At 40.2% G+C, this 21,269-nt stretch carries 18 protein-coding genes and 1 pseudogene; 3 read left to right on the top strand and 16 right to left on the bottom strand.

Features of this window, described 5'->3' with window-relative positions:
* Nucleotides 1-54: 54 nt before the first annotated feature.
* The 15 genes and pseudogenes from FTT94_RS06280 to FTT94_RS06350 all read right to left on the bottom strand — a co-directional run bounded on the left by FTT94_RS06280 (nucleotide 55) and on the right by FTT94_RS06350 (nucleotide 18,131).
* On the bottom strand, nucleotides 55-801 hold the full coding sequence (locus FTT94_RS06280) for an adenosylcobinamide-GDP ribazoletransferase (RefSeq protein ID WP_180170427.1): 747 nt from the start codon (nucleotides 799-801) through the stop codon (nucleotides 55-57).
* On the bottom strand, nucleotides 798-1,421 hold the full coding sequence (locus FTT94_RS06285) for a histidine phosphatase family protein (RefSeq protein ID WP_180170428.1): 624 nt from the start codon (nucleotides 1,419-1,421) through the stop codon (nucleotides 798-800). Before FTT94_RS06285 ends, FTT94_RS06280 begins: the two co-directional genes overlap by 4 nt.
* Nucleotides 1,422-2,474, bottom strand: a complete 1,053-nt coding sequence (cobT, locus tag FTT94_RS06290) for a nicotinate-nucleotide--dimethylbenzimidazole phosphoribosyltransferase (RefSeq protein ID WP_180170429.1) — start codon at nucleotides 2,472-2,474, stop codon at nucleotides 1,422-1,424.
* Nucleotides 2,471-2,992, bottom strand: a complete 522-nt coding sequence (gene cobU / locus FTT94_RS06295; RefSeq protein ID WP_180170430.1) for a bifunctional adenosylcobinamide kinase/adenosylcobinamide-phosphate guanylyltransferase — start codon at nucleotides 2,990-2,992, stop codon at nucleotides 2,471-2,473. Before cobU ends, cobT begins: the two co-directional genes overlap by 4 nt.
* Entirely contained in the window at nucleotides 2,989-3,663 is a 675-nt protein-coding gene (locus tag FTT94_RS06300; protein ID WP_180170431.1) for a 2'-5' RNA ligase family protein, read from the bottom strand. The genes cobU and FTT94_RS06300 overlap by 4 nt, the downstream gene beginning before the upstream one ends.
* Before the next feature lie 192 nt (nucleotides 3,664-3,855).
* On the bottom strand, nucleotides 3,856-6,027 hold the full coding sequence (gene mtlD / locus FTT94_RS06305) for a bifunctional mannitol-1-phosphate dehydrogenase/phosphatase (protein WP_180170432.1): 2,172 nt from the start codon (nucleotides 6,025-6,027) through the stop codon (nucleotides 3,856-3,858).
* Nucleotides 6,028-6,263: 236 nt separating this feature from the next.
* On the bottom strand, nucleotides 6,264-7,484 hold the full coding sequence (locus FTT94_RS06310; protein WP_180170433.1) for an MFS transporter: 1,221 nt from the start codon (nucleotides 7,482-7,484) through the stop codon (nucleotides 6,264-6,266).
* Nucleotides 7,485-7,595: 111 nt separating this feature from the next.
* Nucleotides 7,596-9,863: a TonB-dependent receptor gene (locus FTT94_RS06315; protein ID WP_180170434.1), complete on the bottom strand. Its 2,268-nt coding sequence runs from the start codon at nucleotides 9,861-9,863 to the stop codon at nucleotides 7,596-7,598.
* A gap of 15 nt (nucleotides 9,864-9,878) precedes the next feature.
* Complete coding sequence (locus FTT94_RS06320; protein ID WP_257221052.1) at nucleotides 9,879-11,150, bottom strand: MFS transporter; 1,272 nt, start codon at nucleotides 11,148-11,150, stop codon at nucleotides 9,879-9,881.
* The gene (locus FTT94_RS06325) at nucleotides 11,126-11,518 is read right to left on the bottom strand and encodes a hypothetical protein (RefSeq protein ID WP_078190999.1); all 393 of its coding nucleotides are present in this window, start codon (nucleotides 11,516-11,518) and stop codon (nucleotides 11,126-11,128) included. The genes FTT94_RS06320 and FTT94_RS06325 overlap by 25 nt, the downstream gene beginning before the upstream one ends.
* Complete coding sequence (locus tag FTT94_RS06330; protein WP_168378659.1) at nucleotides 11,515-12,147, bottom strand: GNAT family N-acetyltransferase; 633 nt, start codon at nucleotides 12,145-12,147, stop codon at nucleotides 11,515-11,517. Before FTT94_RS06330 ends, FTT94_RS06325 begins: the two co-directional genes overlap by 4 nt.
* Nucleotides 12,148-12,201: 54 nt before the next feature.
* Nucleotides 12,202-13,860, bottom strand: a pseudogene (locus tag FTT94_RS06335) (IucA/IucC family siderophore biosynthesis protein); the annotation flags it as partial.
* 176 nt (nucleotides 13,861-14,036) lie between these two features.
* Nucleotides 14,037-15,494 carry a lysine N(6)-hydroxylase/L-ornithine N(5)-oxygenase family protein gene (locus FTT94_RS06340; RefSeq protein WP_180170436.1) on the bottom strand — a complete coding sequence of 486 codons (1,458 nt, stop codon included), beginning with the start codon at nucleotides 15,492-15,494 and terminating at the stop codon, nucleotides 14,037-14,039.
* Entirely contained in the window at nucleotides 15,487-17,271 is a 1,785-nt protein-coding gene (locus tag FTT94_RS06345; protein WP_180170437.1) for an IucA/IucC family siderophore biosynthesis protein, read from the bottom strand. The genes FTT94_RS06340 and FTT94_RS06345 overlap by 8 nt, the downstream gene beginning before the upstream one ends.
* 590 nt (nucleotides 17,272-17,861) lie before the next feature.
* A complete protein-coding gene (locus FTT94_RS06350) occupies nucleotides 17,862-18,131 on the bottom strand; it encodes a hypothetical protein (protein WP_180040275.1) in 270 nt (89 codons plus the stop codon).
* 274 nt (nucleotides 18,132-18,405) lie between these two features.
* Here FTT94_RS06350 and FTT94_RS06355 point away from each other — a divergent pair, with 274 nt between their 5' ends.
* Both FTT94_RS06355 and FTT94_RS06360 read left to right on the top strand, forming a co-directional pair.
* Nucleotides 18,406-18,675, top strand: a complete 270-nt coding sequence (locus FTT94_RS06355) for a hypothetical protein (protein WP_180003768.1) — start codon at nucleotides 18,406-18,408, stop codon at nucleotides 18,673-18,675.
* A 63-nt stretch (nucleotides 18,676-18,738) separates the two neighbouring features.
* Entirely contained in the window at nucleotides 18,739-19,353 is a 615-nt protein-coding gene (locus FTT94_RS06360) for a hypothetical protein (RefSeq protein WP_180170438.1), read from the top strand.
* 353 nt (nucleotides 19,354-19,706) lie between these two features.
* On the opposite strand, the gene ybaK is transcribed toward FTT94_RS06360, so the two are convergent.
* Nucleotides 19,707-20,174: a Cys-tRNA(Pro) deacylase gene (gene ybaK, locus FTT94_RS06365; protein ID WP_180170445.1), complete on the bottom strand. Its 468-nt coding sequence runs from the start codon at nucleotides 20,172-20,174 to the stop codon at nucleotides 19,707-19,709.
* Between the two features lie 154 nt (nucleotides 20,175-20,328).
* Between ybaK and FTT94_RS06370 the strand changes: the two genes are divergently transcribed.
* Nucleotides 20,329-21,231 (top strand): acyl-CoA thioesterase II, encoded by a 903-nt coding sequence (locus tag FTT94_RS06370; protein WP_180007865.1) that lies wholly within the window; start codon nucleotides 20,329-20,331, stop codon nucleotides 21,229-21,231.
* The last annotated feature ends 38 nt before the right edge of the window (nucleotides 21,232-21,269 follow it).

Raw genomic sequence — 21,269 nt, forward strand, 5'->3', positions numbered from 1 at the left:
GTGCAATAGCTGGGCTTTTTTTAAATCAGGAGTTAAGTCATTTCACTGTAAAAACTAAGCAATTACATAATGTAGTGCTATGACAAACGCTAAGAGACTCGACACTTCTGTAATTTCAATCGCTGCACCAATTGTATCTCCCGTTACGCCACCTATACGCTGAATAAATTTCCATCGCAAATACAGTAAAGTACAAATAAACGCGAATATACTCACCACTCCAGTCCAGCTAAAATACAAACATGCACTTAGGCAGAGTATAAAGACCAGGTATGCCGACTTTCGTGGAATAGTTGCTGCTATCGATGAGCCCAAGCCTTTTTCACGAACATACTGAGTTGTTAAAAACAAAAATAAAGGGGCTAAACGACCTAATACTGGAAATACAATTAATGCCAAATACATTTGCTGTTGTAGCAAAACATAAAGCGCCGACCATTTGAGTAAGCAAATCACGACGAGGCTCAACACACCAATCGGCCCACATGCAGGGTCTTTCATGATTTTAAGTGTACGCTCGGCATCACCAAAGCCACCGACCCACGCATCTGCCGTATCAGCTAAACCATCTAGATGTAATCCACCTGTGAGCCAAATCCAAACTACCAGCAAAATACTGCTGAGTAAGATAATCGGCAGACTATGCAATGTAAAAGCAAGCAAGGCAAGAATGCCACCGATCAGCAATCCCACCACTGGATAAAACAGTAAAGACTGTCCATTTTGCTGTTTCGATGGCATCGCTTTAAGTTGAATCGGAAAAGTCGTGAGAAACTGTAGAGCAATCCAAAAAGGTGTCATTCACTTTGCTCCAAAAGACGGATATTTGCGCGATTTTGAACAAGAAATGAATTTAATTGTCCCAATTCAGCCGTCATTTTTAATAAATCATCTAAGTGACTTTGCTGTGCCATACATTTTAATAATTTAATCACGCCACCATGGGAAACCAATAAAACGCGTTGCCAATGATGCTGTTGAGCCTGCAAGACTAGCTCATCTAGACCGCTTAAGATCCGTTGTTGAAATTGCTGAAGACTTTCTGCATTCGGTGGCGTAAATGTGCTGGGACTTTGCCAAAACTGTGCGAGTAACTCTGGGGTGTTTTCATAGATATGCTTGGTTGATACCGCTTCCCAGTCGCCAAAATGCATTTCTTGAAACTTCGCATTTTCAAACATTGGACATTTGAGTTGTTGAGACAAATCTAAAGCAAATAAACGGCAGCGCTGTAAGTCAGAAGTGATGATGACATCCCAGTTCGCTAAACCGTGTGTATGTATGACGTTCAATACATCATCTATGGTCTGCTGCATCTGCTGCCAACCTTTTTGCGTCAAAGTATCATCTGTAGAGCCACGTAAGGTATGGCTCAGTTCAGTCTCACCATGACGCAATATATCTAAACGGAAATGTTCCATTTAAACTTTTTCACCAATCACAGCAGCTTGCGCGAAAGTTGCCATGTTGTTATGTAAACGACATGCCAAACGAATTAAACCTAATGCCGCACCGGCACCGCTGCCTTCACCTAAACGTAAATTCAACTTTAAGAGTGGTTCAGCTTCAAGGGCTTGAAGTAAACGTTGGTGCCCATATTCAGCCGATTGATGACCAAAAAGCATCCATTCACGTACAGCAGGATTTAAACGAACAGCGACCAAGGCAGAAACCGTACTAATAAATCCATCCACGACCATTGCTAGCCCCAATTGCGCACAGCGAATGTATGCTCCAACCATTGCGGCAATTTCCAAACCACCTACAGCACATAGGGCTTTAAAGACATCTTGGCCGACATAGTCGTGATGTAAAGCCAAGGCCTGATCAATCACTTGTTTCTTATGTGCCAATTGTTCAGCACGAATACCTGTACCAACACCTGTCAATTTTTCGGCCGGCTCATTAAATAAAAAACATGCAACAGCAGAGGCCGAGCAGGTATTGCCAATGCCCATTTCCCCTGCGACATAAATAGACGCACCTGCAGCGATAGCATTTTCAACACTTTTACGGCCGAGATTCATCGCTTCAATACATTGTGATTCGCTCATCGCAACAGTTTTAGCAAAATTTGCTGTACCCGCTGCAATACAGTAGCGCTCAACCCCTGCATATTCATAGGCTTCACCTACAGAGCCACAGTCAATCACTTGTAGTTTGGCTTGATACTCACGTGCAATGACACTAATACATGCTCCACCTGTCGTGAAGTTTTGTAGCATTTGGCGTGTGACGGCTTGTGGGTAGGCTGAAATATTTTCTTCCATCACACCATGATCACCAGCAAAGATGGTAATCCACGGAAAATCGATATTGGGCTGATCTGTGTTTTGTAATGATGCAAGTTGCACCGCAACATTTTCAAGCTCTGAAAGTGAACCCGTAGGTTTGGTTAGCTGTAACTGGTGATTTGCCGCCTGTTGCTTTGCTTCGATACTCGGATTTTGACAGGGTTCTTGCCACCAGTTCATGCTTTATCTCCTTTTAAGATCATTGGAAAACCTGCAACACAAAACACCACATGGTCAGCAATTTGACCAATTTGTTGATGTAAGCGCCCAGATTCATCGACGAATTTTCGACTGATTTGTCCCATGGGAACAACGCCTAGTCCAGTTTCGTTACTGACTAAAATAATGTCTGACTTTAATGTTGGCAGCACCGTAAGTAATTTTTGGCATTGTTGCTGTTGAAAGTCTGCTTGTTCATGCAGCAATACATTACTCATCCACAGCGTTAAACAATCGATAAGAATGGTTTGATGAGCTTGGTCTATTTCAACTAAGCGATCGGCTAAATACAAAGGCTCTTCAATCAGCCTCCAATGCTCTGGGCGGTCGGCTTGATGATGCTGAATTCGCTCCTGCATTTCCTCATCATTGGCTTGTGCTGTAGCCACATAGATGACGGCTTGAGCACTTTCTTTGGCTTTTTGTTCTGCAAGTCGGCTCTTCCCTGAACGTGCCCCACCCAAAATAAAATGAATCATGACTGTGTCATCTCTATATTTTGTCTAAACTGATGTTGATAATAAGGACTCAACGCCCCTTGTAGTACTTGAGCCTGATAATGACCAAAAGTCAGCTGCTCACTTTCAAAATCAAAGCTGTGCTGTTCAATTCGTTGGATTCTTTCAAAAATATCATCGCTATACCATGCCTGTTTATACAAGCCCAATGTGATATGCGGACAATAGTCTATTGGTGCAATTTCATTCGAAGTTAAATTCAAAGCTTGACGTAGATGCTCTAACTTACGCTCTACATCCACAATTTCAATAAACAACGCGCTTTGAAAGCTATTGATCTGACCTGTACGTAACCAAATATTAGATAGCGATAACTGTCGAAGTTGTTGTTGGTGCAGTGCCAATTCATCTGCTGAGAAATTATCATTCCATCGTTGTTCAGAATGATCGATTAATTGGGTTTTATTCAGCTCTTGAAAAAAACCACAAATAAACACGGTGATATGAAATTGGCGCGTATTCGGCGTGTATAAAAGATCTGAAAACTGCGCTCGAAGTGCTGTGAGATATTCCAATAATTTAGGATCCTGTATTTCTAGATACCACAAAGCATAGTGCTGACGACCTTGATGCCAATCGGGATAATCCTGATTGAGCGTCGGTACGACTTGCGTTGAAGGTTTTAGAAACACAGATAAATCACTTTAAATTCAATCTGCTTTATTAAAGCATGAATCAAAACAGACTTTACCCAATTTTGATTTAGTAATATTCAGTTAGAACTGAAATTCATTCATCTAAGACCTCTATTTAAGAAAAAAAATGCCGAGTCATACTCAGCATTTTTGATTCAATATATATTGCGCACAGATAAGCATTATATTTTAGGCAAATTTCGCAGTATCTTTCTGATCTTGCGTTACAGCATGGTTTTTCCAAGATGTAAACTGCTCTGTGGACTGATCAGAAAAATGCTGCAACTGTATCATTACATTGGCCTCAATCTGTTCAATACGTTCCAGTTGTTCAAGCTCGTTTGTCTTTTTCAGTTCTGAAAATTGCAACTGGATAAAGTTGATAGCCTGATCCATCGAACATTGATTAACACTCACGGCATACATCAAACCATAGACAATACCTTGCTGTAGGTGCGTTGTCTCCAGTCCATATTTCACATTGGTCGCCAACGAGCCCAACACTCGTTCATTAATTGCAAGTTTACGTAAAGGATCTCGTGCCACACGCGCACATGGATCTTTATACGCATGTTCACAAGAGTTTATAAAGCTTTCTGCCAGTCGTGTTAGATCAAAAGCACGATTTGGTAAGCGTCGTGCTAAACCAGCCTGCACCTCGTCAATAAGTTCATGCATAAATTGATCAACCCGATGATCTGCAAGTGCCACACCTATGGTTTGATGATTGAACAGTGCTGATTGCCAAGCCAACATGGCATGTACGCCATTCCATAAGCGATTTTTAATTAATTGAATATCTTCAATATGATCGACCAAAATCATTTGACGCATTTTTTCTAACAAAGGACTGTTATTTTCTACATAGATCGGCATGTCAGATTCTGAGTTAAATAAAATTAAATCCATGCTTTGCAATATATGACTTGGGTGGAAATTTCGGCGCATATCCTCAACATATAAAGTGGCTTGACGTTCCTGATCAGGATTTAATTTCGTCGCATCTTCTAAGTCTAATTGAGCATTCACTTCAACTTCATCTAATTGAAATTGTTTGAAGATATTATATTTTATACGGAGCTGACGATATAAGTTTTGGTCACTTAACTTAGATACCATGCGGTTGACCACGGTATCGCAAAAATAGTGTTGTTGCATGATTTTCTCTGCAACAACCGCTCCAGCAAGCTCAGTTAAAGCCTGTTTTAAATGTGACATTAATAATTGTTTTGCTCCGACTTTGTTCAAAATGATCAGCATCGTTAGAGGTTCGATGGCTTTCTCATCATGTGCAATATGTCGTGCATACAGGCCTTGTGCAATGGTTTTGGCCTCTTCTGCAATCGCTTTTTCAGGCAAACAGATGGCAACCAAACTTGACTCTGTGTACATCTCTTGCATCTGCTGAATATTTTCAGCATCAATGACTGCCATGTTTTCAATGCGTTCGTCATAAGACAATTGACCATAGCGAATACAGTAGGTACCAAATGCATTGACCGCAGAACGATATAAAGGGTTACGTGTCGAAGCATAGATTTTTTTCGGGCGAGTATAACCATCCCAATGCGACAAAATTTGAGCTAAATAGCCACCACCAATCGCTCCAAAACCATGAATACCGACAGTGAGCTGATTAAGGGTTTGTGGAAAAGCCTCTTGCACATGCGGCATCTCTAAATGCGCAGTGAACGGGTCAAGTTCCGTCAAACAGTCATACATACATTCATAATAATATTTGGCTTTGGACAGCATGTTTTGATTGGGCGATTTAATATCTTTAAACAGTACGGTAATACCGCCAGCGTCAAAGGCCGAAGTCACACCATTTTCCGAGTCTTCAAACATCAAACAATCAGCAGGATTTAAATTCAGCTTTGCGGCAGCACGCATAAATATTTCAGGATGTGGCTTACCATTTTCAACTTCATCGCCACAGACTAAGACATCAAAGAACTTATACACATTGGCATTGATGAGATATTCTTCTGCGATTGCACGGCGACTCGATGTTGCCACGGCCATCCTCAGTCCTGACTTGCGTAAGCGTTCTAATACTTGAACCAAGCCTTTTTTGATCGGTACACCAAACTGACGAACATGCTCCAACTCTAATTCATCTGCGCGTTTGCGAATATCTGCGTATGGAATGTTTTCATCATATTCGGCTTGGGCCAATCGATGCGCGCTTTGTGCACTTAACCCCAAACAATTCATCAGATACGATTCGGAAAACTCAACACCGGTCAATTCAAGAGATGCCTGTTTCAATGTTTGAAACCGTAAACGTTCAGTATCAAACATTGTTCCATCCATATCAAAAATGGCGCCCAGAACCAAATCATTATTAAATTTAAGCATTTAACCTCCGTTATTTTTTTATGTAAAAAGAATAACGGAGAAAACTATTGATTCAGTACTTTGAGAATTAATGAAACAATTGTGGTTATTTTTTAATCAAAAATCTTGCTTTTAAAATCTATTTTGTAAGATCAATCACCGATCAAGTAACATCATGTAATCAAAACCATCTATTGGTAGGATAGTCCTATCTTCACACCGACCTATTGAAGTATTTATACAACTCGATGCATATTTCACTCAGTCACTCGCTTCACGGTTTGAGTTTTGGTTTGAAATAAAAAGAATACGATCAGACCGAGCATCACTAAAAATAAAAAATAATACGGAAATTCTTTGTGCCACTGGTATAAACCCGTACTAATCAGTGGCCCGACAACAAAACTCAAAGCCTGAGTGGCTGTACACCAACTTGCCACCTTAGTCTGTAACGCACTGGGCGCCGTTTGCGCTGCACCCGTTGTAAATGCAGGGATTAAACATGCTACCGATATACCATATAACAGGTACGTGGCTTGAAATATCAGTAATTCATTGGTGAAAACCGAAATCAGCAAGGCTACTGCCATGCTAAACAGCCCAACCCACAGTAAGCGATATACGGACCAATTTAAATACTTAGAAATCAGCGTTTGCATAATCACCAAAGCAATACCGACGACAAGAGAACATTCTGCAAAATGCACTGCGCCTTCTGCAGCAGTCATATTAAAGCGGTCTTGAATATAAAACCCGGCCGTTAAATTTACGGTCACGATGGCAAGATAGAGACTAAATCCCAACATTAACCATGGATAGCATTGCTGAATGCTCAAATCCGTAGATGCTGCCTCATGCTTTTCTGTCACTAGCTTTTCAACGCTATGCTGTTCGGTATGTCGGTCAAAGCTGAACACCAAGACCACAGAAATCAACGCTAAAATAATGATTGCTGCCCAAAGCGGCGTCATGATTCCACCAAAGCCCAGCAGCAAGGTGGTTAGAAATGGACCAATGATCACGCCTGCACTATTTAATGCACCGAATTTTGACATTGCTTGTGAACGCTGCTGCTCATTGCTAAAACGGGTCATCACATAAGTTTGCAAGGCAATCTGTGGCATCGCCATAAATACCCCAGTCGCTGCGCGTGACAACATCAATAAACTAAATAGCAGCAACATCCCTATCTGAACAGTAAGGCCATACATCAACAGGGCTGTAAATAGCCCCCATGTCACTGCCATGCCCACAAAACCGATACTCAACAACTGATAAATCGAAAACTTGGATTGATTTTTTGAAATGTAAATGGCACCAACAGCCATCAGCAGCGCACCGACGGAAACCATCGCACCGCCTTGTAGTTCAGAAAATTTTAACTCACGAACCAATGGCGCCAACAGCGGCAATATCATCGAGAAACTTGCACCATTGGCAAGACTGGCAGCAATAAACAGTTTATTATTTCGATCCATTATTTTTGTTATCCATTTTTAATGGCTACGTTATAAACAATAGAGGTGACTTAAGCCACCTCTATTTTGTAAGTCACGATACCGTGCTTTAAACCTGATTCAGGCTTTAAATCAGTATTTCACCGTATAACTTAAACCGTAGGTGCGACCTTGAGCCGCTAGGCTAGAAATTGGGCCATAGACAGTTTCAACCGACTGACTGTATACCGACTTATAATCCGTATTCCACACGTTGTAGACACCAAAGCCCACATTACCCGGTCCTACTTTTGCATTGGCAATCACGTCCATCGTTGCAAAGCCTTTAATTGACGCTGCTGGAGCAGATCCATATTTCACAGCGTCTTTTTGGGCTTTGTCTGTACCGCCAATCGCTAAAGCTTGAACACGTAGGCTCATGTCATTATCAAATTGCCACTCTGAAAATGCTGTACCTTTTAAAGGTGCTACACGAATGGCATCCAATTCTTGCCAGTCACCTTGGGTATTTTTAAATTGGCCCGTGGTATATGCAACTGTGCCCCCAACCGTCCAATTTGGTTGAACTTCATAACTGGCATTGGCTTCGACACCATAGATACGTTCATCGGTATCAATAACATCAATGGTGTAATTCGGCGCACCAAATTTCAGGCTTTTATCTGAGTCATTATAAAAAGCCGTGACTCCTGCATTTAAACCACCGGCATTTTGTACACGCCAACCGAGTTCATAGTTATTGACTTTAATCGGGTCAATGGTTTGGCTATTAATCACAGAATGTGCCGGCACATCGCGCAGCATACGTTGCACATCGGGCAAGTTTGAACCTTGTGAGAAATTAGCAAACACTTGCTGTGCATCTCTTAAGTGATACACCGCGCCAACATTAAACAGCGTTGCATCATGTTTTACTTTGCCGCCATTCAGTGTTTTCGCCACATAACCTGGGGTTAAATCTGCAGTAATTGCTTCCATATAAGGCACAGATGAATCGACATCGCTTTCTACACGTTCATGGCGAATGCCTGCTTGTAAGCCAAGTCGGTCGGTTAATTCATATTGCGCTTGGGCAAATACGCCAAGTTTTTCTGTTTCAACATCTGGGCCAAAGGCATAGTAGTTAAACGGCTGATAACTCAAACCATTACTTTGAATAAACGTTGCGCTGTCATACATTTGGATATTTTGTTGATCTTTTTCATTTTCATAGTCCACACCATAGGTTAAACCCAGTTCACGACCATTTAAGTTAAGATCTTTTTGTAGAGCAACACGCGCGCCTAAAACATCGATATCGGTTTCTGACTGATACACCAAGAAGAGTTCAGGTGCCATTTGACGTGCAGATGGGAACCACCGTGCTTTTTCATTTCGATAATAGGTTTCAGCGTTTAGACGGTGGCCTAAAATATCTTGATTTTCATATTGTGCGTTGACGCTATAACGTTCAGTTTGTGGTTGTTCAGCAAGTTGTAAGCCTTTTACCGCATTTAATGACAACGGCAGCTTGCCACCCACGGGCTGTGAGCGCAGCGCATTTAAATTTGGACCATAGTCAGGGCCATAGTCACTATCTTGCTCATCATTATAATATTGCGCGCCAAAACTCAGCGTTTGACCATCGGCAATTTTCCAACTGACACGACCATTTAGATCTAAAGTGTCGGTATCTTGACGGTCTGTTTGTGCAATTTCAGGTCCAATACGGTTGCCATGACTATCTTGTATTTCACCACGTTTGGTATAGCTTGCACCTAAAGTTCCGCGTAAATTGCCTTGATTAAAGTTCATGGTTTGTGCAGCTTCATAAGCCAGAGCATCAGACTTAAAGTTATTACCAGAAGTAACACCGACTTTCGTTTCAAAACTCAGCGGTTCAGATCCACCTCGTTTGGTGATGATATTGATAATACCGCCTGTCGCACCTGAACCATAAATACTACTTGCGCCAGAGACCACTTCAATTCGTTCAATCATCGACGGGCTAATACTCGCCAGTTGTCGAGATCCATCACGATATCCCGTTTGCGGCACACCATCGATCATGTATTGCACCACACGTCCACGCATGGTCATCCCATAGTTAGACGTTGTACCACTCGATGGAGTCAGTGATGGCACCAATAAACCAACAATATCAGCTGTGCTTTTACCTGCATTGGCTTGTTTTTCAATTTCTTCTTTAGGAATGCTGTACACCGTACCCGCAATATCGGCAATGCTTTTCGCAGAACGAGTTGCCGTCACAACAATCGGTGCCATTTTAGTAGCTACTGCAGTTTGTGTTTCAACTGCAGTATTTTGTGCTGTGTCCGTTGTGACGTCTTGTGCATAAAGCTGAGTGCAAATTGCAAGGCTGAGACACGTCAGTTGCATCGGTAGAGCTAAACGTTTCATATTCTTTTCCATTTCTTAGAGTTCCGATTGAGTCGGAAGTGTTTGAGTTTTAAAATTTTGTGTTTTTAAAACAATGCGCTGACTAATTAAGACGCTGATTACTGAGCCAATTGCCAATACCAAGTAAAAATGTCCATAGCCTAATGATTTTGCGAGAAAGCCTGAAAATGCACCGCCAATGAAGTAAACGAGCAATTCAAAGCACACTAATATGGTGAAATCGGTACCCGCCTGTTCTTTAGAACTGGTCTGCATGAAATAGGCATAGAGTGATGTCATGGCGATATAACGAATGGCTAGCATCAACACGACAAATAGACCTAAAAGCAGATGCCATTGATTCAACCACTCCAATACAACGGCTGCCCCAATGACGGCATATAGCAATGTACGTAACCATCCTGCCCAGACCAACAATTGCGTCGCTTTGATTTTTTTCAGCAATACAGCTGCACTAACAGCTGCAATCAGACCGACACCGGCACCGACCACAGACATCAACACCCCGATCTGAGACAGTGACCATTTTTGATCGATCAACATGGGATTCAGCATTGCCATAGCGGGTGCTTCCACCACGCGATAACAAACGATGAGCAGCAAGGCCCAACGAATCGCAGGTCGTTTAAACGCTTGTCGTAGGCTTGGTTTGGCTTTGGCAATTTGAGTTTGTGGTTCTTCTTGAATAAAAAACACAGCAAACATGGTTAAAAATGTCAGCAGCGCTAAAGTTGTGAGCGCTGACTGCCAACCCCAATATTGGTAAATCCATAAAGTTGCAGCGCCACCAAGCATGCTACCGACGGCCACCCCAATACTCTGTGCCATACTGCCCAGACGGTAATTGCCTTCGGTAAATTTCTCTACGGTATAACCATCAATCGCAATATCTTGCGTTGCCGCAAACGTTGAAATCCATAAACCAACAATGACAAATAAAGTCAGCCCATAAGAAAACTGCGTAAAGGCTAAAACCAGTACCCCCAGTACCAATGCGATTTGCGTAAACAACAGCCATGTTTTACGTTTACCGAGTTTTTTGACATAGAGCTGATCGATCCAAGGCGCCCAAAAAAACTTGAATGCCCATGGAATATAAAGCAGCGATAACATGCCGATCCAGCGTAAATCTACCCCTTGATGTCGTAAAATGGCAGGCAAAGCCACATTGTAAAAATACAAAGGCAATGCATGTGCTAAGTACAAAATAATCACGACGCTCAAACTCAGGACTGAAATTTGAGATGGTGAAATTGCATGATTTAATTTTCTTGAGTGTTGTTGCATATCCACCTCTGCACTGCCCATTGCAGCGCATCAGACTGTTCTAATGAAACGTAATAAGGCACACGCCACGCTGCATGCAGCGCGGGTGTATTTAAACGTTTGAAGTCATCTGGATCTTGCGCAATACGCACCAGACCCAAACAATATTGAAAAAAGAGATGTTTAAACTTCTTGTACCAAACGGCCTGTATTTGCCGATATTCTTCAGGAAAAGTCGTTCCCTCAGCCGTTTGCATAACCAAAACAAAGGGCTGACTTTTCAGAAAAAAGCGCTCAACTTGAGTCAACCATTGTTCAAACTCTTCCACTGAAACATGCGCTGAAAAGCGCATGTCCAGTATGTGCATGTGGGTGCAGCGATAACTCATGACACCGCCTTAGCTAGTTGCTGATGCTGAAATGCCTTGGAGTCGTTTAAGTAATGACCAAATTTTGAATAAAATGTTTCTCTAAAGCAGTAATACAACATGGCGGTCTTTTCAGGCATTGGGATTAGGCGCTGCGCTTCATAGCACATGTCTTCAACTACGACGGCATAAGGCTTCACACTATGATCAGGCTCTCCCACAATCTTGGCTGATGCAGCATTTTCAAAGATATAAAAACTCAATAAACGCATGACGGGACGTAAATAGCCTTTACCAAAAACGGACTTTTCACCAAATAACAAATGCCAACCTAGATCAAGCTCATCACCGTCGTAGTACAAACCTAATCGATCCCGTTTTCCTTCGTAGATCTCTGTGTAGCCCACATCTTCACCATTTACCCCCACAATCAAAATTCGGTGATGATCATCTGCCAGCATTTTTTCGTAATACACTTTTAGTTCAGTTTCTGACTTATTGAGCTGCCACTGTGGAATAACATGAGGTTCATGCATCCATTTATGAACCAAAGCCATATCTTCTGGATATTGCATTTGTCGTAAATAGTATTGCGTCTCATTCTCATGGTACTCATAAAAATCAGGTAGTTGTCGTGATAACGTTGTCATGATGTCGTCCTTTAAATTTGTTTAATCTTTTCTGTTCTTAGCTCAAAAATCTGCTTATGAAGCAATACGGTTGGTTGTCATTTTCTGCTTAGCAGTATGCTGTTGTTCTGCCCACTGATTTAACGTGCTTGGACTCACAGGGTTTGCAATTGGATCTAAAAATACAGGTACTGGGCGTTCTGCTTCGTCGTTATAACTGGTGGTAAACAGTCGAACTCGGTTCAGACAAATTTTCTCGAACCTTGGACGGAACATACTGAATTTTTCAATACGATCTGCCAATTCAGGATGTGCCTGATGAAATTCGTCAATCACGGTGGAGATGGTTTGCCAAAACTCAAGTTCTGTATGCTCTGGATAATCTTCAAGGAAGACATTACAGATATAGCGGTAATGCACCATGAACAAACCTGTAAAGATAAAGTGACTAAGTTCTTCAGCAGAATGACGCAGTAAAATTTGCCCTTCAGGTGGTAAATTTTCGAGTTCTGGAAAATCTTCATCAACTAAATTGACATCATCAATAAAGTCCTTCAGCACCATTTTTTTCGGTAAACCATTTTCATGGATCAACATGGTGTTTTCACCGTGTGGAGAAAAAGCCAAACCATATTTGTATAAGCAAATCAGTAACGGTGTTACACAAACTTCGGCAAAACGCTTCAACCATTGCAAAGGCGTCAAACCTGAAGCCTGAATCAACACGGATAAAATAGACTGACCATTTAGATCTCGATGCAACAATGCTGCTTGGGAAAGCGCTAACTGATGTTCACCGATGTAAGGCTCTACACTTTCACGCCATAAGCAACCAAACAATTCTTTAAATTGGTAAGGCGCACCGTCTATCTGATCAAAACACGGCTGTTGTAAAGTGAGACTCGCAATTTCGCCCAAAAATGCCACCTGTGTTTTTTGCAGGTCTGCATCATGATGTTGAATGTCCTTCAGCCAAGCGGTCACCGCAGGTGCAGCCAAATTTCGTTTTGAAGGCAACCCTCGATATACCGCCGTATTAAAGATACTGACAGGTAACTTCACATAATGACGGTCAGGATGACTGGTATTGCATAAGGTACGAATTGATTGCATTGGCACATAATCATCTTGTCCAATCTCCAATTCGACAATGCGCTTATCGACGATTTCATTGGCATAGGTCGGGATTAACCACTGATGCCATTGCCATGCATGTACAGGAATAAAATAATACTCAGCAGCATCTACGGCTTTGTCCGCCAATTGCTGTTGAAAATCGTGTAATTGGGCAGAATTCAATTCATGGCGATATAAGCTTTTCGCATCCCAAGCCTCGGTCGAACGAAACTCAGCTAAATTACGATGAACAGCTAACCACAAGACTTTGACTGTTGGAGAAATCTCTGGTGCTGAGCTTAAATAATCATCATAGCCAAAGCCCATACGCCCCTTACTCATAATGAGCCATGGGTGTCCACGTAACATGCCTTCAATTTGATAGTGTGGCGCTGACAGCACAGCCTGACTTAGCAATCTTTGTTCATCAAAAACATGTGCTTCTGCTAACCATGTATTGTTCATTTCTTTAATCAAATAGGCTTTGGTAAATGGCTTCACCTCAGCTTGATTTGAAAATGCACGAATAAATTCATGCAGATTCCATGCGGGCTGTGCTGTCAAATCACTTAACTCTCGAACGCTCCCTTGAACAATACGCCAATGTCCAAGCAGAAACTGCGTCGCTTCAAATTGATACGTTTTGTCATCTAGTTTAAGTTGCCAAGTGTTATTTTCCACTGGCTGAATCTGAATAATTTCTTCATATAAAAATTCAGCAATCGCCATTTCAATCAGTCTTTGCCCTGCACGGCGCCACTGTGTTTGATTTATCTGTAATTTTGCAAATGTCATTATAATTTCTCGAGTTTAACCGTATTCTGTTCTTGCTTATTCGGCATGGTCGTATTGCGGTTCATTGCATAGTTGGCAATGGTTTTTTTAACGGATAAAGGTCTTTGGATATTGGTTGGCGCTGATTTCTTCACAATGCCCATACTGTGCATTTCAGCATTTTCACTGGGTGAAAAATGTTGGAAACTTTGAGCTTGATCACTCAAATCGTATAAGTTAAAACCCAATAATTGATTGGCAATGACTGCTGCACGGTGAGCACCCAACCCTAAATCTGGAGTTCCTACACCGTGGCTGTGCATTTCCTGATTTTGAACAAAAATTTCACCGACAGCGTCATGCTGTACGCGGTAGTCCTGACTGATTTTCCAGCGGCCGAATTCATCACATTGAATCAGTGGTTTTAGATATTTGAGATATTGCCACTCTGGACTGTGATATCCCGTTGAAGCCACAACAAAGTCGGCATCCAGATAGAATTGTTCTGCCGTGACTTTATGCTGAAACTGCAAACGGATGCCCGCGCCATGCGGCTCGGCAGCAACCAAACCCACCTGAGCATGTAAATGCGTCTGTTGAATATTTTGACCAATACTCCGGTGATATAGTTTTTGATAAATATCACGGATGGTTTTTGCACTGATGCCCTTATATAACAGGCCTTGTTGTTTCAGTTGTTCAGCTTTATTTTCAGGGCTTAGTTGATAAAAATGCGCGGTATAATCTGGACTAAAATGCTCTAAACCCAGCGGTGCATATTCCATCGGGAAAAACCCATTAGAACGGGTCATCCAATGCAATTTAAACTGCGCTGTTGTAGTCTGATCCTGCAAATATTGACGATCAAAAAGATCCATAAAGACTTCGGCCGAAGACTGGCCTGATCCCAGTACAACCACATTACCTTTCAAGTGATTTAACGCTGCATTGCAATAATTTGCAGAATGTAAGCAGCGCTCCGGATATTGCTGTTGTATGTCTTTTAGACACTGTGGTAAATGCGGAACATTGCCCGAACCAATGACCAGATTTCGGCATTGATAACGTCTAAAACGTCCATCTTGCTCAACCATGACTTCAAAGCCTTGCTCTTGGGCATAAATGGCTTTTACGGTTGATTGATATAGAATATGGTCTAGTTGGTCTGCAACCCACTGACAATAATGGTTATATTCACGTCTAGGAATCTGTGCTTGTTCTAAAAAATAGAATTTGTATAATCGTTGCTGTGTCTTTAAATAGTTTAAAAAACTAAAAGGACTGGTTGGATCGACCATGGAAACCAGATCGGCCATAAACGGCACTTGCAGCACGGTATTGGGCAATTGCATACCCGCATGCCAGTCAAACTGTGGTTTCTTTTCAAAAAATTGATACTGCAAATGATTTTGCTTATGTAGCAAACTCGCCAAACTAAGGTTAAATGGCCCTAAGCCTATCCCAATAAAATCAAGCATATTGCACATCCTTCTGTTCCACACATAAAGGATTTGGCAACGGTACATAAACCGATTGCTGATCGACTGGGGCAATCAATTCATCCAGCTCATACAAGCGCGTCAACAGATTACCCTTATACGGCAAGGTCGGCTGATACAGTAATGAATGAATCAATGAACTCTCTGGATAAACCTGATGTAAGTCCAACAGTTCATTTTGCAATATCGATATCAACACTTGCTCTGTGACATATCCAGTTGCACCAATTGCATTGATGATTCCAAATAAAGTATTGCCAAAGAAATAATAGCTAAAGCGCTCATCGACAAAGGCTTTTGAACCCACGGCATGCGCTTTTTCTTGCAACTCTGGAAACGTGCTTAAGATTTCACCTGCAAGTTCTTCAATATAGTAAAAGCCTTGATTGTCACGCAGCCATAGATATTTAGGCATTGCATGTTCCAGCTCAAGTAAGACATTTTGCTGATGTGATTCAAAGGCCATTCCGTATTGATGGTACATATACATCAGTGGTTTCAGACTAATTGCCAAAAATTGTTTAAACCAATTGATCGCAATGGCGCTTTGATCAAGTTCAGGTTGTTGTTTTGCGATTTGTTCAAATAAGGCATTAAAACGGCTTTTCGGCTGTGCAGGATGATCTTGGCATAATGATGCAATACAACTCACCTGCTGCTTTTCACTAAAAGGCTGATCACGGAAGATGCAAATAGTTTCATCGACGATTTCATCATCTATGCTCAATGCCATCCAAGCAGGATCATTCACCGCTTTGAGCGTTGGGGATTGTTGTAAAATATGTTCACCGAGGCTTGAATGCCAAAGTCGATGGGTCATTTCGCCACGGTGACATTCTTTGGCAAGATTGACTCGGATTGAATTGGTGATCATTACCGATAGCGATGGTTTCAACATCCACGGTGCTGCAAAACTTGCTAGTGTACGTACCGAAGTTGTTGGGGAAAATACCCAACCTTTCTCGCCAAAATCGATAATTTTTAATTTGGTTTTTAAACTTTTAAACCATGCTTTTGACTGTAAATAACGTGCTTGCCAAGGATGCAAAGGCAATAACTTATAATGCGAATAAGCATTCAGTAGTGCTTGATCTGTTTCTGATAAATGCCATTGCAATTCGCTTTTCAATTGCGCTGATATAGATTGATCTAAAGCTGAACCTTCTTGAATATATTCTGGAGCTACCAACCAATAATGCAGTTGGCTTAGACCTTTGGCTTCTGGCGAATACCTTTCCCAATCTTCATGCACAAAACCAACCCGACTTTTCGGTGCAGGATGCATGCTGTGCCCTAAAATTAAGGCCTGTTCTGATTCAATGAAACTTTGTTCCGCTTGGACCAAGGCCTCTAAATCATGTTCACGTAGTGTCAAAAATTGTGTAAGCGCTTCACGACTTTCGATCCAACGCTCTAATAATGATGAAGCATCCAGTGTATAACCTGACTCTTGTACGAGCTGTTCAAGCAATAAACTCGCGATCGCGGTGATACTAAATGACAGTTTCTGTCCTTTATTAAAAACGTATGGGAGATCTGCAAGACGATGTCTACCAACAAGGCTGACATAAGATAGTGGTACAAATAACTGTGATTGAATGCAATCTAAAGGGATGCATAACAACGTCAAGCCTTGGCTAAACGTCAATTGTGATGAATTCTGTTGATACTTTTCCAGCAAAATACCTTTACCGGTTTCTTGTGAGTATGCATTGACAAGATGCTGCATCGCCAAGCGATTAGCAAGCTCTTTCATCTGACCATATCCTCTATTTTTAAGCTTTTCCAAGCTTTGTCATGTAATTATGTTTCTTTAACTGTGCAAGTCATGCTTAGTACGCTGGCCAGCGTGAAACTATGTTAATGATAATCATTATTATTAATAATTGCATTTTTGTGAAGATTTGCTACAGGATTGCAAATTTGGTCTTATCTCTATGTATTTAAAAATTAATTTTTTTGATATGAACTTTTCTGTTTTTATTTATACAATTTTCTGAAATGGAACTAAATGATAATTTTCTCATTTAGCATAGAACAAATGAATCGAATTGCTTATTTTTTAGCCAAATTATCACATTGTGCAACTTAAACTAAAAACCCATGTCTTTTACATGGGTTTTTATATTCTGCTTTGAACCAAGCTTTTATTTAAATCAAAGAACGAAATGTGCAGTTAAATTTTAATCATTGAAGACTTTACTGGCATCATACTGATCATGCATCTTTATTGACTATAAGCATGTATTTCATAACAAACACCTACTGATTTCTGATCCATATCTTCTATTCAGACTGGCTATACAGCATGAATGATGAATATGTACTCAAACGATTGGGTTGAAATCAATCAATTGATTTAACAACCCAATCCAAAAACTTGTGCTTATCAAAAAAGTCTGGCGCAGCATTCGCAAATACACTTTTTTCTCTGTTGTTAAATATTCCTTTGTAATAAAAAGACCTATCTGCGGTAAATTTTGACTCATCCCCTTCATGTAATTCTTTAAAGAAAATCGATAACTGCATAAATCGACTTTTAGACGCTAAACCATGTTTTTCTAATACAAAATTATAGATTTGCTCAATAATCGCTTTAATATTTGAATAAGGCATTTTGTTGTCTCTTTATTAGATCGCTCTTTCAAATTACAGCTTTTAAATTAAAATACAACTGTTCTAGTCGGATTTTAAATACCTATTTTTTATAGGTATTTTTACATTTAAATATAATTAAGCACTATTAAGGAATGAGCCTCTAAACATGAAGTTTTACTAAATTTTGCTTCTGCAACTTCATGGATTTTCGTTATTCAAAGCTAAAACGGAAATAACAAAAAAGCCCACCTGTTTCCAAGTGAGCTTACAACTACTTCCAATGGCAGGAGTCATGACTGTATTAGCAGAAGGAACTTGTCTGCTTAGTGTGTTACTAACTAAATTAACAGTTGGAAAAGGAATTTGGGATACAGATGAAAAGAAAGCACCGCTTGGAAGTTGCGATATCACTTTACCAGAGCCAAACTTACAACTCGTTGAGGTTGAATTAACATTAGGATACACAGTGAAACCAGCAGATAGTGTGGGATACGTAACCCCTATTCCTCCATATAAGAAATATACTTTTAAACTAAATTCAGCAGCTAAGCGTGTAAACTAATGAAACAAATAATATTTCCATTATTACTATCAATCCTTCCACTTTCAGCTTGTGGTAATTCAAGTGAAACAGCCCCCCCTTGCACAAAGTTCAGCAACTAAAGTTGATGCTGAGCTTTCTCCAGAAAGTAAAGAAATCATCAATGAATATAATCAGATACTAATTCAATCTCAAAGTGAGTTAGACCCTCAAATAACCAATCAAAAGCTCAAAAAAATTCTACCTAAAATTTCTAAAATTAACTCAGAGAATGAACGAAATAACCTTTTACTAAACATCAATATGCGTCTTGGCAATTATGAAGAAGCCTTTGCTATTACAAATACAATTTTAGAAAAAAAAGAAACAACCAATATGAAAAATTTTCAATGTTTACTCATTGAAGTTTTAAACAAACCAAAAAAGGATATTGAAGACTGTTATTTATACAATGCTAATTTATATAAAAAACAGTTAGATAATATGCCCAAAAATGATCCCTATTACGATCAAACAGAATGGGCTTACTATGCGAGCTTATTCCATGCAGGTAAAACAGAATATAAATCTAAATTAAAGCAGCTTGTGGACTCAAAAAAATTTTCAGAAGACAAAGAAATATATGAGTCGCTCTATGAAATAGAAACAATTCCTGATGGTAGAAAATCTATCTTAGATAATTACAAATCCCAAATGTAATGCAAAAAAAACCAGCCCATGGTTGGTTTACAACATTATCAATATATATATGCAAAGCTGCCAACCCTCATTTCACATCAAATTTGGCATCAATTTCTGCGCGCTCGGTATTTCTCATATCAATTCAAGAAGCACCATATATATACCTACTAATAATCAAATTTAGCCTACAATCCTAAATTTAGTACCCTGTATATCGAATATAAAAAGCTGCACCATGTCCAATAAATCCGTGACACTTGATGCGTCATCAAGCAAAAAGCCGCTTAATGCGGCTTTTGTAATTTTATAGATTTTGAAGTGGAAGGTATTCCCTCTAAATTCACTTAAATTTAAGTAGTCAAAAACCGCACTTAAACATCTATCACATCAGCAAAGTTTGCACCCAAAACTTTTGCTAAATCTTCGGGTTTTAAACCAATATCCAAACCACGCTTACCACCACTCACATAGATTTTAGCTAAGTTCTGTGCAGAAGCATCGATCACAGTTTTTAAGCGTTTTTTCTGTCCAACTGGACTAATACCACCAACCAAATAACCGGTTAAACGCTCTGCATCTTTTGGGTCAGCCATTTTGAGTTTTTTACAGCCAAATGCTGTGGCTACTTTTTTCAAATTTAGCTGATATTCAACTGGCAATACGGCAACAAAGTAATTTTTATCGTCCGTAACCATCAAGGTTTTAAATACTTCATCGACCGTTAAGCCTAGTTTTTCCGCAGCTTCTAAACCAAAACTTTTTGCTTCTGGGTCATGATCATATTCATGAATGGTAAAGTCGATTTTATTAGATTTTAAGAGTTTACATGCAGGTGTCATTGCTTTTTCGTCATTCCATTCGGACAACTAGGAAAACTCGATTATAAGCCTATTCTAGAAAGACTGGCGAAGACTTTTATATTTTTCATGAACATGGCTTGTGCAATAAGTTCGAGTTGAATACATTTAAACAAAGCAAAAATTTCAAAAAAAGATGACAACACTGATTCAAGACCTCATCCAATTATTATCTGTAGTGCCCAAAGAGCAGGGCTACTTTTTAGCACAAAGTAAACCACTGTTTGGTGACCATATTTTTGGTGGACAATTACTTGCTCAGAGCATAGTCAGTGCATCCTATACCTGTACACTCCCACTCCACTCTTTACATGCCAACTTTACTTCTGCGGGTCATGCAAATCATCCCGTATTATTTAAAGTCGAAAATTTACGTGATAGCCATAGTTTTTCTACACGACAAGTGACCGCCATACAGCATGGCAAACCAATATATATGGTGATGTTGTCCTATATGAAAAACGAAATGGGTATGGAGTATCAAATACCTGAACCAGATTTGATCCAACAATTTCCACCAAGTAGCCTCAAAGAGGAGCAATTCTATAAAGCGCAAATCCAATCATCTATTTCACCTGAATATCTATCCACATTTTTACAGCCTTTTCAGCTTATATCTAAACCAATTGAATACGTGCTGACAGATTTGCCACCGTCCGGTCAAGCTTCTGTCTTAAATCAAAATCAATATGCAGAATATTTAAAACTCCATGATGCCTTAGATGCCCAATTTGACCAACTTCATATACATCAGGCCATTGCAGCATACTATTCAGACTATAATTTATATTCTGCGGCGCTCAAAACACATGGTTTAAATTATCTGTCTCCTGAACTCATCGCAACCAGCCTTGATCATTCGATGTATTTTCATCATACCTTTCGGGTGGATGATTGGATTTTCTATGACATGAATACCACTCGAACCTCGCAATCACGTGGGCTTAGTCATGGGCAAATGTGGCAAGATGGAAAATTAGTCGCAAGCACCACACAAGAAAATTTAATGCGTTATACAGGCGAATCGTCAGCCTTGTGACAATCTTTAACATTCAAATTCTTGTTAAGTTAAGCATC

This window comes from Acinetobacter sp. YH12027, assembly GCF_013420085.1.
In the GTDB taxonomy this organism is placed as follows: domain Bacteria; phylum Pseudomonadota; class Gammaproteobacteria; order Pseudomonadales; family Moraxellaceae; genus Acinetobacter; species Acinetobacter amyesii.

Coding starts and splice junctions, on each gene's coding strand:
- FTT94_RS06280 (WP_180170427.1), bottom strand. CDS start 801: ATGACACCTTTTTGGATTGCTCTACAGTTTCTCACGACTTTTCCGATT.
- FTT94_RS06285 (WP_180170428.1), bottom strand. CDS start 1,421: ATGGAACATTTCCGTTTAGATATATTGCGTCATGGTGAGACTGAACTG.
- cobT (WP_180170429.1), bottom strand. CDS start 2,474: ATGAACTGGTGGCAAGAACCCTGTCAAAATCCGAGTATCGAAGCAAAG.
- cobU (WP_180170430.1), bottom strand. CDS start 2,992: ATGATTCATTTTATTTTGGGTGGGGCACGTTCAGGGAAGAGCCGACTT.
- mtlD (WP_180170432.1), bottom strand. CDS start 6,027: ATGCTTAAATTTAATAATGATTTGGTTCTGGGCGCCATTTTTGATATG.
- FTT94_RS06310 (WP_180170433.1), bottom strand. CDS start 7,484: ATGGATCGAAATAATAAACTGTTTATTGCTGCCAGTCTTGCCAATGGT.
- FTT94_RS06315 (WP_180170434.1), bottom strand. CDS start 9,863: ATGAAACGTTTAGCTCTACCGATGCAACTGACGTGTCTCAGCCTTGCA.
- FTT94_RS06320 (WP_257221052.1), bottom strand. CDS start 11,150: ATGCAACAACACTCAAGAAAATTAAATCATGCAATTTCACCATCTCAA.
- FTT94_RS06325 (WP_078190999.1), bottom strand. CDS start 11,518: ATGAGTTATCGCTGCACCCACATGCACATACTGGACATGCGCTTTTCA.
- FTT94_RS06330 (WP_168378659.1), bottom strand. CDS start 12,147: ATGACAACGTTATCACGACAACTACCTGATTTTTATGAGTACCATGAG.
- FTT94_RS06340 (WP_180170436.1), bottom strand. CDS start 15,494: ATGCTTGATTTTATTGGGATAGGCTTAGGGCCATTTAACCTTAGTTTG.
- FTT94_RS06345 (WP_180170437.1), bottom strand. CDS start 17,271: ATGAAAGAGCTTGCTAATCGCTTGGCGATGCAGCATCTTGTCAATGCA.
- FTT94_RS06350 (WP_180040275.1), bottom strand. CDS start 18,131: ATGCCTTATTCAAATATTAAAGCGATTATTGAGCAAATCTATAATTTT.
- FTT94_RS06355 (WP_180003768.1), top strand. CDS start 18,406: ATGACTGTATTAGCAGAAGGAACTTGTCTGCTTAGTGTGTTACTAACT.
- ybaK (WP_180170445.1), bottom strand. CDS start 20,174: ATGACACCTGCATGTAAACTCTTAAAATCTAATAAAATCGACTTTACC.
- FTT94_RS06370 (WP_180007865.1), top strand. CDS start 20,329: ATGACAACACTGATTCAAGACCTCATCCAATTATTATCTGTAGTGCCC.